At 66.8% G+C, this 14,423-nt stretch carries 12 protein-coding genes and 1 pseudogene; 10 read left to right on the top strand and 3 right to left on the bottom strand.

All coding sequences use genetic code 11. The features are described from left to right. The first annotated feature begins 35 nt into the window (after window positions 1–35). The 8 genes and pseudogenes from RMCB_RS15310 (at window position 36) to RMCB_RS15345 (ending at window position 9,877) form a co-directional block, all read left to right on the top strand. On the top strand, window positions 36–707 hold the full coding sequence (locus RMCB_RS15310; protein ID WP_029368841.1) for a TetR/AcrR family transcriptional regulator: 672 nt from the start codon (window positions 36–38) through the stop codon (window positions 705–707). Window positions 708–717: 10 nt separating this feature from the next. Next, window positions 718–1,722, top strand: a complete 1,005-nt coding sequence (locus tag RMCB_RS15315; RefSeq protein WP_062829417.1) for a magnesium transporter CorA family protein — start codon at window positions 718–720, stop codon at window positions 1,720–1,722. Between the two features lie 178 nt (window positions 1,723–1,900). Next, a complete protein-coding gene (locus RMCB_RS15320) occupies window positions 1,901–3,436 on the top strand; it encodes a Re/Si-specific NAD(P)(+) transhydrogenase subunit alpha (RefSeq protein ID WP_062829418.1) in 1,536 nt (511 codons plus the stop codon). A gap of 39 nt (window positions 3,437–3,475) precedes the next feature. Then, a complete protein-coding gene (gene pntB, locus RMCB_RS15325; protein WP_062829419.1) occupies window positions 3,476–4,915 on the top strand; it encodes a Re/Si-specific NAD(P)(+) transhydrogenase subunit beta in 1,440 nt (479 codons plus the stop codon). A gap of 26 nt (window positions 4,916–4,941) precedes the next feature. Continuing rightward, the gene (locus RMCB_RS15330; protein ID WP_062829420.1) at window positions 4,942–6,078 is read left to right on the top strand and encodes an acyl-CoA dehydrogenase family protein; all 1,137 of its coding nucleotides are present in this window, start codon (window positions 4,942–4,944) and stop codon (window positions 6,076–6,078) included. A gap of 56 nt (window positions 6,079–6,134) precedes the next feature. Continuing rightward, window positions 6,135–6,706: pseudogene (locus RMCB_RS15335) on the top strand (IS607 family transposase). Next, window positions 6,699–8,168 (top strand): IS607 family element RNA-guided endonuclease TnpB, encoded by a 1,470-nt coding sequence (gene tnpB, locus RMCB_RS15340; protein WP_062829421.1) that lies wholly within the window; start codon window positions 6,699–6,701, stop codon window positions 8,166–8,168. The pseudogene RMCB_RS15335 and the gene tnpB overlap by 8 nt, the downstream one beginning before the upstream one ends. A gap of 137 nt (window positions 8,169–8,305) precedes the next feature. Further along, window positions 8,306–9,877, top strand: coding sequence for an LCP family protein (locus RMCB_RS15345; protein WP_109784287.1), 1,572 nt, complete (start codon window positions 8,306–8,308; stop codon window positions 9,875–9,877). Between the two features lie 4 nt (window positions 9,878–9,881). Here the strand turns inward: RMCB_RS15345 and RMCB_RS15350 are convergent, their stop codons facing one another. Next, window positions 9,882–11,045 carry a sensor histidine kinase gene (locus RMCB_RS15350; RefSeq protein ID WP_062829423.1) on the bottom strand — a complete coding sequence of 388 codons (1,164 nt, stop codon included), beginning with the start codon at window positions 11,043–11,045 and terminating at the stop codon, window positions 9,882–9,884. Between the two features lies 1 nt (window position 11,046). Continuing rightward, on the bottom strand, window positions 11,047–11,685 hold the full coding sequence (locus RMCB_RS15355; RefSeq protein WP_029368849.1) for a response regulator: 639 nt from the start codon (window positions 11,683–11,685) through the stop codon (window positions 11,047–11,049). Window positions 11,686–11,747: 62 nt separating this feature from the next. On the opposite strand from RMCB_RS15355, the gene RMCB_RS15360 reads away from it, so the two are divergent. Both RMCB_RS15360 and RMCB_RS15365 read left to right on the top strand, forming a co-directional pair. Then, window positions 11,748–12,629 carry a LysR family transcriptional regulator gene (locus tag RMCB_RS15360; protein ID WP_062829424.1) on the top strand — a complete coding sequence of 294 codons (882 nt, stop codon included), beginning with the start codon at window positions 11,748–11,750 and terminating at the stop codon, window positions 12,627–12,629. A 46-nt stretch (window positions 12,630–12,675) separates the two neighbouring features. Continuing rightward, on the top strand, window positions 12,676–13,974 hold the full coding sequence (locus tag RMCB_RS15365) for an MFS transporter (protein WP_062829425.1): 1,299 nt from the start codon (window positions 12,676–12,678) through the stop codon (window positions 13,972–13,974). Here the strand turns inward: RMCB_RS15365 and RMCB_RS15370 are convergent. Further along, the gene (locus RMCB_RS15370) at window positions 13,920–14,396 is read right to left on the bottom strand and encodes a nuclear transport factor 2 family protein (protein WP_029368853.1); all 477 of its coding nucleotides are present in this window, start codon (window positions 14,394–14,396) and stop codon (window positions 13,920–13,922) included. The two genes, RMCB_RS15365 and RMCB_RS15370, sit on opposite strands and share 55 nt — an antisense overlap. Window positions 14,397–14,423 lie beyond the last annotated feature (27 nt).

Raw genomic sequence — 14,423 nt, forward strand, 5'->3', positions numbered from 1 at the left:
ACGACGGCGGGCATCCGCGGGCAAGGAGGAGTTGCGTGACAACGACGCGAACAGCCGACTTCGTGCGACGGCTCGCCCGGCCCGACCCCGCGGTGCTGAGCCTGGTCCGCGAGCCGGACGCGATCAGCACCCGCATCCTGGCCGCAGCCCTGGAACAGGCCGAGCTGGTGGGCATCCGGCGCACCACCATGGAGGACGTCGCGCGGCGCAGCGGGGTTGGCCGCGCGACGCTCTACCGACGTTTCCCCACCAAGGACGCCCTGATCGACGCTCTCGTGCTCGCCGAGGCGCGCCGCTATCTGGAGGGCAGCGACAGGGCTCGAGCGCAAGCCGACACCCTGGAGGACCGCATGGTGTTCGACACCGTGTTCACCGTGACGTTCCTGCGCGAGCACGCTCTGCTCAAGAAGCTGCTGCGCACCGAGCCGGAGACGATTCTGCCCAGCCTCACCGTCGACGCCGGCGCCATCATCGATTTCGCCACCGAGCACTCCGCTGCCCAGCTGCGCACCGACCTGTACGGGTCTGCGGAGACCACCGAAGCCCAGGAGCGCCACCTGCGCACCGTCGCCGAACTGCACGCCCGGCTGACGTTGTCCTTCATCGTCACGCCGCACTCCAGCATCAAACTCACCACCCTCGACGACACTCGTGAATACGTGCGGACTTACCTGTTGCCGATGGTCACTGCCGCGGAGCGTGATTGACTCGAGAGCCATGACCCAGGTGCAGGGGAGGATCTGGCGAGCGGGCCGGGCAGTCGACGGTTTCACATTCGACGGGATATCCGACTGTCTGACAGATGAGAACGCCCTGATCTGGGCTGACATCTACGATCCGGATCACGACACACTGCGGGCGCTTGCCACCGAACTCGGGCTCAACACCTGGGCTGTCGAGGATGCCATGGCACCGATGGAACGCACGAAAGCGTCTGTGTACCACACACATACGTTCTTCACGGTGTACGCGGTGCACCTGAGGATCCCGACCGACGACATCTCAAGCACACTCGTCAAGCACCGCATCTCAGCCTTCGTGCTGCCCCGCGGGCTCATCACCGTGCGACTGCCACCGGCTGAACCGGAACCCACGAATTTCGACGCCGACGAGGTCTCACGGCGCTTCGACGAACTCGGCGGGCAACAGTACGGAGTCGGCGCACTCGTGCACGGCCTGCTCGACGTGGTGGTGGACGGACATTTCGAGGCGGTCCAGGAACTCGACGACGCCATCGAATCGCTCGAGGACGAACTGTTCGACGACGGCGGCCCACAACGCGGTCTGCAGCGGCGCACCTTCCGCCTGCGCAAGGATCTCGTCCAGCTGCGCCGTGTGGTCCTGCCGATGCGCGAAGTGGTCAGCACCATCCAGCATCGCCGCATGGATTCGCAGATCTCACCCGAACTCGACCCGCTCTACGCCGACCTCTACGACCACGTGCTGCGGGTATCCGAGTGGACCGAGTCCCTGCGCGACATGGTCACCACGGTGTTCGAGACGAATCTGTCGCTGCAGGATGCCCGGCTCAACACCGTGATGAAAAAGCTCACCGGCTGGGCCGCGATCATCGCGGTCCCGACGGCCATCACCGGTTTTTACGGCCAGAACGTCGTGTATCCGGGCATCAACACCGTCGTGGGCTTCATCGCCAGCTCCACCCTGATCGTCGTGTTGGTGGTTCTGCTGTACGTGATGTTCAAGCGCCGCGACTGGCTTTGAGACTTATCTCATAGCCTCACCCTTTTGGGGGATATTGGGAGTCAGGCCGAATTGAACGCCGCAGGTCAGAGATAGAACCCAAGGCCAAGAGCGCCGTTCACCCATGGAGGACGTGAGAGGGACCCGAACTCAAATGCAAGACTCATCCATGCCCAATCAACAGATCGGACACAAGTAGATGATCATCGGGATTCCGCGCGAGTCTCAACCGGGAGAAACGCGCGTCGCTGCCACACCGCAGACTGTCGGACAGATTACCAAGCTCGGCTATACCGTCGTCGTCGAATCCGGCGCCGGGTTGACCTCGAGCTTCGCCGACAGTGCCTATGTAGCTGCCGGCGCCGAGATCGGCTCGTTCGAGCAGGTATGGGCAGCGGACGTGGTGTTGAAGGTCAATGCGCCCGCCGACGACGAGATCGCTGCGCTGCGCGACGGCGCCACCCTGGTGGCCCTGATATCTCCGGCCCTGCGACCCGAGCTCGTCGAGAAGCTCGGCACGCGCCGCATCACCGTGTTGGCCATGGACGCGGTGCCGCGTATCTCGCGGGCCCAGTCCCTCGACGTGCTGTCCTCGATGGCCAACATCGCCGGATACCGCGCAGTGATCGAAGCCGCCCACGAGTTCGGCCGGTTCTTCACCGGTCAGGTGACCGCGGCGGGCAAGGTGCCCCCGGCCAAGGTGCTCGTGGTGGGTGCCGGGGTCGCCGGTCTGGCTGCCATCGGCGCCGCGGGCAGTCTGGGCGCCATCGTGCGCGCCACCGACCCCCGCCCGGAGGTCGCCGACCAGGTCGCGTCCCTGGGAGGGGAATACCTCGCGGTGGATCCGGAGGCCGCCGAGGTGTCGACCACCGGCTACGCCAAAGAGATGGGTGAGGACTACAAGGCCCGCGAAGCACAGCTGTATGCCGAGCAGTGCAAGGACGTCGACATCATCATCACCACCGCACTGATCCCCGGTAGGCCCGCACCCCGCATCATCACCGCCGACATGGTCGCGTCGATGAAATCGGGCAGCGTGATCGTCGACATGGCCGCGGCCAACGGCGGCAACGTCGAAGGCACCGTCAAGGACAAGGCGATCGTGACCGACAACGGTGTGACGATCATCGGCTACACCGATCTGGCCGGCCGGCTGCCCGCGCAGGCCTCCCAGCTGTACGGCACCAACCTGGTGAACCTGCTCAAGCTGCTCACGCCCGAGAAGGACGGCAAGCTCATCCTGGATTTCGACGACGTGGTGCAGCGGTCGGTGACCGTGGTGCGCGACGGCGAGATCACCTGGCCACCGCCCCCGGTGCAGGTGTCCGCCGCGCCGGTCGCCAAGCCGGCCGCCGAAGCCCCCGCCGTCAAGCCGGAGAAGCAGCCGATGTCGACCGGGCGCCGGCTCGGGGTGACGTTCGCCGTCGCCGCCGCGGTCTTCGCGCTGATCGCGATTTCTCCGAGCGCTCTGCAGGTGCACCTGACCGTGTTCGCGCTGGCGATCGTGATCGGCTACTACGTGATCGGCAATGTGCACCACGCGCTGCACACCCCGCTGATGTCGGTGACCAACGCGATCTCGGGAATCATCGTCGTCGGGGCGCTGCTGCAGATCGGCCAGCACAATGTCCCGGTCACCGTGCTGGCCTGCCTGGCGATCCTGCTCGCCAGCATCAACGTCTTCGGCGGTTTCGCGGTGACCCGCCGCATGCTCGCGATGTTCTCCCGCAGCTAGCGCCTGCGCCCCCAACAAAGACTTCTCCGAACGGATTCCATGTTCACCTTAGAAAACGTCGCATCCGCGGCCTACGTCATAGCGGCACTACTGTTCATCCTCGCCCTGGCCGGCCTGTCCAAACATGAAACCTCAAGGGCCGGAAACACATTCGGCATCGTCGGCATGGCCGTCGCGCTGATCGCGACCATCGCACTGGCGCTGGACCGCAAGATCGAACCCCTGGGGCTGGCCCTGCTGATCGGCGCCATGATCGTCGGCGCGGCAATCGGACTGTGGCGCGCCAGGGTGGTCGAGATGACGGGCATGCCCGAACTGATCGCCCTGCTGCACAGCTTCGTCGGCCTGGCCGCCGTGCTGGTCGGCTGGAACGGCTACCTGCACGTCGAGAACAACCTCGCCGGCGCCGAGGCCGCGCATCTCAACGCCGAGGGCATGCTCGGCATCCACTCCGCCGAGGTGTTCGTCGGCGTCTTCATCGGTGCGGTGACCTTCACCGGCTCGATCGTGGCCAACCTCAAGCTGTCGGCCCGGATCAAGTCCGCGCCGCTGATGCTGCCCGGCAAGAACTTCCTCAACATCGGCGCGCTGGTCGCGTTCTTCGTGCTGACCGTGTGGTTCGTCATCGAGCCACACCTGTGGCTGCTGGCCGTGGTGACCGCGCTGGCCCTGCTACTGGGTTGGCACCTGGTGGCCTCCATCGGCGGCGGCGACATGCCCGTGGTGGTGTCGATGCTCAACAGCTACTCCGGGTGGGCCGCGGCGGCGTCGGGCTTCCTGCTGTCCAACGACCTGTTGATCATCACCGGCGCGCTCGTCGGCTCCTCCGGTGCGTACCTGTCCTACATCATGTGCAAGGCCATGAACCGGTCGTTCATCTCCGTCATCGCCGGCGGTTTCGGCATCGAGGCGGGCCCGGCCGAGGACAAGGACTACGGCGAGCACCGCGAGATCACCGCCGAAGGCGCCGCCGAGCTGCTCGCCCACGCCGACTCGGTGATCATCACGCCGGGCTACGGCATGGCCGTGGCGCAGGCCCAGTACGGGGTGGCCGACCTGACCCGCAAGCTGCGTGAGCATGGCGTCAACGTCCGCTTCGGTATCCATCCCGTCGCCGGCCGCCTGCCCGGTCACATGAACGTGCTGCTGGCCGAGGCCAAGGTGCCCTACGACATCGTGCTGGAGATGGACGAGATCAACGACGACTTCGACGGCACCTCCGTCGTGCTCGTCATCGGCGCCAACGACACCGTCAACCCCGCCGCGGCCGAGGATCCGGGCAGCCCGATCGCCGGTATGCCCGTGCTCACGGTGTGGAACGCCGACAACGTCATCGTGTTCAAACGCTCCATGGCCTCCGGCTACGCCGGCGTGCAGAACCCGCTGTTCTTCCGCGAGAACACGCAGATGCTCTTCGGCGACGCCCGCGACCGCGTCAACGACATCCTCGCCGCCTTGCCCGCCGCGGAACGCGTATAAGCCCGTCGAAACTAGGATGTGCAAGTATGCCGGTGGACCGCTTACTGCCATCCGATGAGTCACGTGAGCTCATCGCCCTGACCTGCGATATCGCGGACAAGGTGCTCGACCCGATCGTCGACGAACACGAGCGGGACGAGAAGTATCCGGAAGGGGTCTTCGCCCAGCTGGGGCAGGCAGGTCTGTTGAGCCTGCCCCAGCCCGAGGAGTGGGGCGGCGGCGGTCAGACCTACGAGGTGTACCTGCAGGTGCTCGAGGAGATCGCCGCCCGCTGGGCCGCCGTCGCCGTGGCGGTCAGCGTGCACAGCCTGTCGTCGCATCCGCTGTTGGCGTACGGCACCGACGAGCAGAAGCAGCGCTGGCTGCCCGGCATGCTGTCGGGCAGCCAGATCGGTGCCTACAGCCTGTCGGAGCCCCAGGCGGGATCGGATGCCGCTGCGTTGCGCTGCTCGGCGACGCGGTCCGGTGACGGCTACGTGCTCAACGGGTCCAAAGCGTGGATCACCCACGGCGGCAAGGCGGACTTCTACACGTTGTTCGCGCGCACCGGGGAAGGTTCCCGCGGAGTGTCGTGCTTCCTGGTGCCCGGGAATCTCGACGGTCTGACCTTCGGCAAGCCCGAGGAAAAGATGGGCCTGCACGCCGTGCCCACCACATCGGCGTTCTACGACAACGCACTGCTCAACGCCGACCGGCTCATCGGCTCTGAGGGCCAGGGCCTGTCGATCGCGTTCTCGGCCCTGGACTCGGGCCGGCTCGGTATCGCGGCGGTGGCGGTCGGCATCGCGCAGGCTGCGCTGAACGAGGCCGTGCGCTACGCCAACGAGCGGACGACGTTCGGGCGCAAGATCATCGACCACCAGGGCCTGGGATTCCTGCTGGCCGACATGGCTGCCGCGGTGGTCAGCGCCAGGGCCACCTACCTGGACGCCGCCCGTCGCCGTGATGCCGGCCTGACGTATTCGACACATGCCAGCGTGGCCAAGCTGATCGCGACCGACGCTGCGATGAAGGTCACCACCGATGCCGTGCAGGTGTTCGGCGGCGCGGGCTACACCCGCGACTACCGCGTTGAGCGGTTCATGCGGGAAGCGAAGATCACGCAGATCTTCGAAGGCACCAACCAGATCCAGCGGATGGTGATCGCGCGGGCTATGGGGTAGCGAACTGTTCGATGTTGTGTGAGTAGATGTGATCGAATGTGTGTTTCATTGAGTGTGTGAAGTTGTCTGAGTGGGCGCGCGCGGATGGTGTGTATCCGCAGACTGCGTACCGGTGGTTTCGTGAGGACCGGATGCCGGTGCCGGCTCGCCGCTTGGAGTCGGGGACGATCTGGGTCGATGCGCCAGAGTCCGGGGAATCCGGTCGCAGGGTCGTCTATGCGCGGGTGTCCTGACATGTTCAACGGCGGATCTGGAACGGCAGGTTGCACGATTGGCGCACTGGGCTACCTCGAATGGCCATGTGGTCGGCGAGGTGGGGTCGGGCGTGAACGGCACGCGGCCGAAGTTGCGCAGGATTCTGTCGGACCGGTCTGCTTTGGTGGTGGTCGTGGAGCATCGGGACCGGTTGGCGCGCTTCGGGGTGGAGCATCTCGAAGCCGCGTTGTCCGCCCAGGGCCGCGGGATCATGGTTGCCGATCAGGGTGAGACTGTCGATGATCTGGTGTGCGACATGATCGAGGTGCTGACTTCGATGTGTGCGCGCCTGTATGGGCGCCACGGGGCGCGCAACCCGGGAATGCGGGCAGTGACCGCCACCAAAGGGGCCGAGGTGGTTGTTGGTGGCTAGGTTCGAGATCCCCGAGGGGTGGACGGCGCAGGGGTATCGGTTCGCGTTGGATCCGACACCAACACAGTTGCGCGAGTTGGCTTCTCATGCTGGTGCGGCGCGTTTCGCGCACAATCACATGTTGGCGTTGGTGAAGGCCGTGATGGATCAGCGGGCCGCTGAGCGTAGCTACGGCATCGGCGAAGCAGAGTTGACGCCGGTGCTGGGGTGGTCGTTGCCGGCGCTGCGCAAGGTGTGGAATCAGCGCAAGGCCTGGTGTGCGCCGTGGTGGGGTGAGAACTCGAAGGAGGCCTACAACACCGGTTTGGACGGACTATCGCGGGGCCTGGAGGCGTGGTCGAAGTCTCGTACCGGTGAGCGGAAAGGTCGGATGGTCGGGTTCCCGCGGTTTAAGTCGGCTCGGGCAACGCGCTCGGTGCGGTTCACCACCGGGGCCATTCGGATCGAGGCGGACCGCCGCCACGTCACCCTGCCGCGGCTGGGTGCGGTCCGCACGCACGAATCGACCCGCAAGCTGGCCCGTCGGATCGAGGCCGGGTCGGCGCGGATCTTGTCGGCCACTGTGCGTCAGGACAGCGCCGGGCGCTGGTATTGCGCGCTGCAGGTGATCGTTGAAGCCAAGACGCGGCCGGCACACGCCCGACGGGCAGTGCATCCGGTCATCGGCGTCGATGTCGGGGTGAAGGCCGACAGTCTGCTGGTGGTCGCGACCCCGGACGGGATGGAGGTCGAGCGCATCCGGGCGCCGAAGTCGTTGAGCGCCGCGCAAGCTCGGTTGCGGGCCTTGCAGCGCCGAGCCGCCCGCCAGCACGGTCGGTATGACTCGCAGACCCGCAGCCCTCAGCAGCCGTCGAAGCGGTGGCGGCGCACCCAGGCCCGGATCGGCCGCACACATGCCCACGTCGCGGCGGTGCGCCGTGACGTGCTGCACAAGGCCACCACTGTCCTGGCCCAGCAGCACGATGTGGTGGTGGTGGTGGAAACCTTGAACGCGGCCGGAATGCGCGCTAAAGGAGGCGCCCGCAAGCGGGGCCTCAATCGTGCACTGGCTGATGCCGCACTGGCTGAAGTGCGGCGCATGCTCGGTTACAAAACTCGTTGGTATGGCAGCCATCTGGTGGAGGCCGACCGGTTCTACCCGTCGTCGAAGCTGTGCACGGCTTGTGGGAGGCGAAAGTCAAACCTCACGCTGGCCGATCGGATCTTCGAATGCGACGACGCCGAATGCGGTATGCGGATCGATCGTGATCTGGGTGCTGCGATCAATCTCGCCCGACTCGGCGTACCCACACCTGTGGGTGAACAGAGTCCCGCCGGGAGTGGCCCGGTGGCAGGACGTGGAGCCACGCATGAGACCGACCCCGCGCCAGCGGGCGACGCAGCCGGCGATGAAACGTCAACCCCGCACCACCAGACGGTGGATCAGACGGGGACCGCCTCACCGCAAGGCGAGGCTGCCTGATGAACAAGCGAACTCACATTCGCCCACCAAAAGGCAACGGTCCTGACAGGCCGCATAATGGCAAATGGCAGGTGACCCCATAATGACTGGCGACTATGACACAACCCGCACATGCGTACCCTCCGGCTCGGCACCGGATGGGCAGCCGCGCCCCGCGCCGCGGCCTTCGCGTTGCCCGCAGGGTTGCCGTCAGCCTGGCCGCGACGGCCGTATTGGCAGGTACCGGCATGGGCTGGGCCGGCTATCGCGGAGCGCTCAACGGCATCACCACGTCCAATGCACTCGCGGGTGGTCCCGCGTCGTCGGGTAACACCCAGAACATCCTCATCATGGGGCTGGACAGCCGGCTCGATCAGCACGGCAACCCGCTCCCACAGGACATCTACGACGCACTGCATGCCGGCGACGAGACGGTGGGCGGCTACAACTCCAACGTGCTGATCGTCGTCCACCTCCCGGGCGACGGAGGCCCGGCCACCGCGTTCTCCATCCCCCGCGACGACTACGTGCAGCTCGCCGGGTGCCCCAGCGGCACCTGCAAGGGCAAGGTCAAGCAGGCCTACGGGCTGGCCTACCAGCACGCGATGGACAACATGGAGTCGGACTCCGACAACGCAGCCATCCACGAGCAGCAGGCCCGCGAGGCCGGGCGCAAGGCCGAGATCGCGACGGTGCGCAATCTGTTGGGCATCCCGATCGACCACTTCGTCGAGGTCACGCTCGGCGCGTTCTTCCAGATCGCCAAGGCCGTCGAACCGATCACCGTGTGCCTCAACGCCGATACCTCCGACCCGTACTCGGGGGCCAACTTCCACAAGGGCGTGCAGGAGATCGACGCCGCGCAGGCGATGGCGTTCGTCCGGCAGCGCCGCGACGTCAACGACGAGAACTTCACCGACCTGGACCGCACCCGTCGTCAGCAGGCCTTCATCGCCGCCCTGGTGTCCGCGCTGAGCCACGGCGGCGGGCTCAGCAACGCCAGCACGCTGCGCAACCTGCTGAACGTGGCCAAGCAGAACGTGGCCCTGGACTCAGGGTTCGACCTCGCCGAATTCACCAAGCGCGCATCGGCTCTCACCGATCATCCGCCGTCGCTGTACACCTTGCCGATCAAGGAGTTCGGGCAGGATTCGCTCGGCGAGGACGTCAACATCATCGACGTCCCCACCGTCCGCAAGATCGTGCACGACCTGGTCTCCGGCTCCGACTCCGCCTCGGCACCCACGAGCACGCCGGCGAAGGAGTCGACGCTCAACGGCCACGGCGCAGTGCTCAACGTGATCAACGCGTCGTCCTTCAACGGACTGGCCACACATCTCGAATCTACCTTCGCGGCAAAGGGATTCACAGAAGGCCAGGTGGGTGACGCATCGGCGCTGTCGGCCACCACCACCGTCGAATACGGGCAGGGCGCCGACAAGGCAGGCCATGCCCTGGCCGAGGAACTGGGGCTGACGGCAGAGCCGTCCACCGGCGTCGCCCCCGGCGCTGTGCAATTGACCATCGGAACCGACTTTCCCGCAGACGATTACGCCGACCGCAATACCGATGCGCTGTCGAGCAGCGAGACGACGTCGTCGACAACCACCACATCGACCACCGTCAGCGCCCCGGTGACCACCGTCGCCGCCACCGCGACCGGCAGCTACACGCCCGCGCCCACGGATCTGACCCAGATGAAGGTCTCCGGCATTCCGTGTGTGAAATAGGTTGCTAGAGCGTCACCGTCACCCGCGTACCGGCCCCCGGTCGGGTGTCGATGTCCATCGTGCCGTCGTTGGCTTCAACACGAACCTGCAAGGATGCCAAGCCGATATGGCCATTGGCCACGGATGTCGTGACCCGCGCCGGGTCGAAACCCGCGCCGTCATCGGCGACTACCAACACAATTCGCTCCCCCTTGCGATGAAGCCCGACCGTCACCTCGCTGGCGCGGGCATGCTTGTTCACGTTCGCCAGCAGTTCGCGCGCCGCCCGGTACAGCAGGGCCTGTGACTCCGGCTGACCGACGTCCTCGATGTCGGCGTTCACCACCACATCGCGATTCTCGTACTGGCGCAATAGTTCTCGCACTGCAGCAGCCAGACCCAGCTGGGCAAGCACCTGCGGGTGCAGCTCAGTGACCGTCGAACGCAGCCCAGCCGCGGTCTCCTGCAGCGCCGCGCGCACGCGGTCCAGGGCGGCATCCGGTATGCGTTCCCTGATCTCGTCGAGATCCAGCCGCGCCGCGAGCAGCGTCTGCAGCGGCCCGTCATGCAGGTGCTCGGCGAGCTCGGCATTGCGGATGTCGTCGGCGCGAGCCGATTCCGACACCAAGCGGCGGCGCACCTCCAACAGCCAGCGCACCCGCGCCGAGCGGCGCACCAGCACCAGCGACAACGCCGTCGTCGCCACGGCGAGCCAGACCAGGAAGCCGACGTGCATGTAGACGACATTGGGGAGTCCGACATTGTCGTCACGCTTGGAGTAGAAGATCCACACCACCAGATACCCCAACGCGGTCGCGGCACCGAGCAGCGCGGTGAGCGCAGGGCGGTCCTGGAAGGCAATGGAGATCGGCAGCAGGAAGAACACCGGCAGCAGCGCGGCCGTCGCACCACCGGAGACCGCGCACAGCGCCACCAACACCAGCACATCGACTGCCGTCGAGGCCCATTCCACCCAGCGCGGCATCGGCCCGCGCAGCACCACCACCAGCCAGATCACCGCCGCGACGGCGTACACGCCGATGATCACGGCGTAGACCTCGGGCAGCCAGTGGTCGACCTCCCACACCGAGACGAGCACGAGGATCAAGATGATCAACGGCACCCGCAACACGGCTGACACCCGGACGGGTTGCGAGGCAAAGAAGTTGACGGTCCGTTCGAACGCCATGTCAGTCCAGCAGCTTGCGCCGCATCGCCTCGGCGACCGCGGCGGCACGGTCTGACACCCCGAGCTTCTCGTAGAGCCGCTGCACATGGGTCTTGACCGTCGAGGGTGCGAGGTAGAGCTCCTTGGCCATGGCCGGGATGCTCAGACCCTTCGCGATGAGGTCGAGCACCTCACGCTCGCGTGGGCTGAGCACCGGCGCGTCGGGTTCGTTGCGCCGGCGGATCTCACCGGCCAGTCCCGCGGCCAGGTTCGGGTCGATCACGTCGCGGCCCTTGGCGCAGGACAGTACCGCGTTGACCAGTTCGCTGCGGGTGGACTCCTTCGACAGGAAACCCGCCGCACCCTGCTGCAGGGCCGTGTACACGATGGCCGACTCGTCGTGAGCGGAGATCAACAACACCCGGGTGCCGAGCTCGTCGCGGCTGACGGCGGCCGCCACCTGCGCGCCATCCATTTGCGGCATGCGGTAATCCAGCAGAGCGACCTGGGGCCGGTGGGTCTTGATGAGTTCCAGTGCGTCCGCGCCGTTGTCGGCTTCGGCCACCACGTCGATCTCGCCGCTGGAGGTCAGAGCCCGCACCACACCCTCGCGGAACATCGGATGGTCGTCGCCCACCACCACCCGCACCTTCTCGGCCATGGCGCACAGCATCCCACAGGCAATAACGCCGGAAGCCCGAAAAACACGCAAGAATCACCCCCATGCATCTGGACGAGCTGCACTGGTTCGTCGTCCTCGCCGAGACCGAGCACGTCACCGACGCTGCAGCCGAGCTGCACATCAGCCAGCCCACCCTGTCGCGAGCCCTGGCCCGGATGGAGGACGAGGTGGGTACCCCGTTGTTCGACCGGGTCGGCCGCCGGCTGCGGCTCAACGCCTACGGCGAGATCCTGCTCGAGCACGCCCGGCGCGGCCTGGCCGAGATGCGTTCTGCCACTGAGCGGATCGCCGCGTTGCGCGACCCCGACACCGGAACCGTTCGGCTGGCGTTCCTGCATTCCCAGGCCAGCTGGTTCGTCCCGGACCTGCTGCGGCGGTTCCGTGCAGAGGCGCCCCGCGTGCAGTTCGCGCTGATCCAGGGCGCCGCACACGACATCGTCGACGCGCTGGCCGGTGGCCGGGTCGACCTGGCCATCACCTCGCCGCGTCCGGCCGGCTACCGGTGGCGCGGCCTCTACCTGGAGCGGCTATGCCTGGCCGTGCCGCGCGGGCACCGCTTCGCCGATCGGACCCGCATCCGGCTGGCCGACGCAGGCGACGAACCGTTCGTCGCGCTGGCACCCGAATTCGGCCTGCGTCAGCTCACCGACGAACTGTGCTCCGAGGCCGGGATAGAACCCCAGGTGGTGTTCGAGGCGATGGAGATCCCGACGATGGAGGGCCTGGTCGCCGCGGGTTTCGGCGTCGCAGTGGTGCCCGTCCCCCGACCCGAGCGCGCCGAGCCGGGCGCCGTCTATGTGCCGTTGTCACAGACCTCGGCCAAGCGCCAGCTCGGATTGGCGTGGCCCGCGGACCGTCCGCTGCCGCCCGCAGCCGAACGCTTCGCCGAATTTGTCATACGCCAAGCGCATGAAGATACCTAGTTCCATGCATTGGACACATCGAGGGTAGCTACCTAACGTCGATGCGGTGACAACTGCTCCTGCGATCTCGACTGACTGGCAAGGGCATACGCGCGGCTCCGCCGATTACCGGCGCCTGCTCGCCGCGCTGTTCTGCGCCGGAGTCGCCACCTTCGCGCAACTGTATTCACCACAAGCGGTATTGCCGCTGATCGCACGTGACCTCGGCACTGGCGCCGCCGGCACCGCGCTGGCCGTGTCGACCGCCACGATCGGGCTCGCGGTCGGCGTGATCCCGTGGGCCGCCCTGGCCGACCGCATCGGCCGCGTTCAGGTGATGACGATATCCGTCACGGCCGCAACGGTTCTCGGCCTGCTGGTGCCACTGTCCCCGAGTTTCCAGCTGCTGCTGACCGGCCGGTTCCTTGAGGGTCTCGTGGTGGCCGGCGTACCTGCCGTCGCGGTCGCCTACCTCACCGAGGAGATCAACGCCGGGCACGCCGCCAGAGCGGCGGGCACCTATGTCGCGGGCACGACCATCGGCGGACTGGCCGGTCGGCTCGTCACCGGACCCGTTGCCGAACACTTCGGCTGGCGCGTCGGCGTGCTGACGGTGGCGGTGCTGTGCGGCCTGGCCGCGCTCGCGTTCGCCAAGCTCGCGCCGCCGGCGCAGGGATTCACCCCGACCCGCAGTCACCGCGAGCTGGGCCCGCGCCTGTGGGCAAACCTGCGGTCACCGCGTCAGCTGGTGCTCTATGCGCAGGGCTTCTTGTTGATGGGCGGGTTCGTCGCGATCTACAACTTCCTGGGCTTCCGGCTGATGGCCGCGCCCTTCCACTTGCCGCAGACCGTGGTCAGCCTGGTGTTCGTGGCGTATCTGGCGGGCACCTGGGCTTCGGCGCGGGCCGGCGCCGAGGCCACCCGGTTCGGCCGACGAAAGGTGCTGCTCGCCTCGATCGCGACGATGATCGTCGGCGTCGCCATCACCACCAGCCACAATCTGGTCGCCGTGCTGGCCGGGCTGGTGGTCGCCACCGCGGGGTTCTTCGGGGCGCACGCCATCGCCTCGGGCTGGGTCGGCACCGCCGCGTCCCCCGACGGCAAGGCGCAGGCCTCCTCGCTCTACAACCTGTTCTATTACGGCGGGTCGAGCGCCGTCGGCTGGTTCGGCGGGGTGGCGTTCGACGCTGCCGGCTGGCCTGCGGTCGCGGCGGTGGTCATCGGCCTGGCCGTCGTGGCCGGGCTGCTGGCGTGCACCCTCGGCCGTGACAGCGGCAAGCCGCTCAACTACCACAGCGGCGAGCCGCTCAATCACCAGAGTTCGATGTCGCGGCCGTACTCCGACTCGGGACGCGGACCGAAGTAGCGCCGCTGGGATTCCTCGATGAGGACGTCGTTGATGCTCGCCTCACGACGCGCCATCAGCCCGTCGTCGGTGAACTGCCACAGCTCGTTGCCGTAACTGCGGTACCACTGCCCGTCGGCGTCGTGCCACTCGTACTGGAACCGCACCGCCATCCGGTTCTCGCGGAATCCCCACAGGCTCTTGCGCAGCACGTAGTCCAACTCGCGCTGCCATTTGCGGGTCAGGAATTCCACGATCTGCTCGCGCCCCACAATGTGCTCCGCACGGTTACGCCAGTGGGAATCCGGCGTGTAAGCCAGGCTGACCCGGTGCGGGTCACGGGTGTTCCAGGCGTCCTCGGCGGCTTGCACCTTCTGCATGGCTGTTTCCAGAGTGAACGGCGGGAACGGCGGGCGGCTCTCGGGCGGGAGGGTTCCAGTCATGCCTATGTTCTACCTGTCTAACCATGT

The sequence above is a fragment of the Mycolicibacterium brisbanense genome (genome assembly GCF_001570425.1).
Classification (GTDB): Bacteria; Actinomycetota; Actinomycetes; order Mycobacteriales; family Mycobacteriaceae; genus Mycobacterium; species Mycobacterium brisbanense.

Bases quoted from the DNA above. Each gene is read 5' to 3' on its own strand.
- RMCB_RS15315 (WP_062829417.1), top strand. From the start codon at position 718: ATGACCCAGGTGCAGGGGAGGATCTGGCGAGCGGGCCGGGCAGTCGAC.
- RMCB_RS15320 (WP_062829418.1), top strand. From the start codon at position 1,901: ATGATCATCGGGATTCCGCGCGAGTCTCAACCGGGAGAAACGCGCGTC.
- pntB (WP_062829419.1), top strand. From the start codon at position 3,476: ATGTTCACCTTAGAAAACGTCGCATCCGCGGCCTACGTCATAGCGGCA.
- RMCB_RS15330 (WP_062829420.1), top strand. From the start codon at position 4,942: ATGCCGGTGGACCGCTTACTGCCATCCGATGAGTCACGTGAGCTCATC.
- RMCB_RS15345 (WP_109784287.1), top strand. From the start codon at position 8,306: ATGGGCAGCCGCGCCCCGCGCCGCGGCCTTCGCGTTGCCCGCAGGGTT.
- RMCB_RS15350 (WP_062829423.1), bottom strand. From the start codon at position 11,045: ATGGCGTTCGAACGGACCGTCAACTTCTTTGCCTCGCAACCCGTCCGG.
- RMCB_RS15355 (WP_029368849.1), bottom strand. From the start codon at position 11,685: ATGGCCGAGAAGGTGCGGGTGGTGGTGGGCGACGACCATCCGATGTTC.
- RMCB_RS15360 (WP_062829424.1), top strand. From the start codon at position 11,748: ATGCATCTGGACGAGCTGCACTGGTTCGTCGTCCTCGCCGAGACCGAG.
- RMCB_RS15370 (WP_029368853.1), bottom strand. From the start codon at position 14,396: ATGACTGGAACCCTCCCGCCCGAGAGCCGCCCGCCGTTCCCGCCGTTC.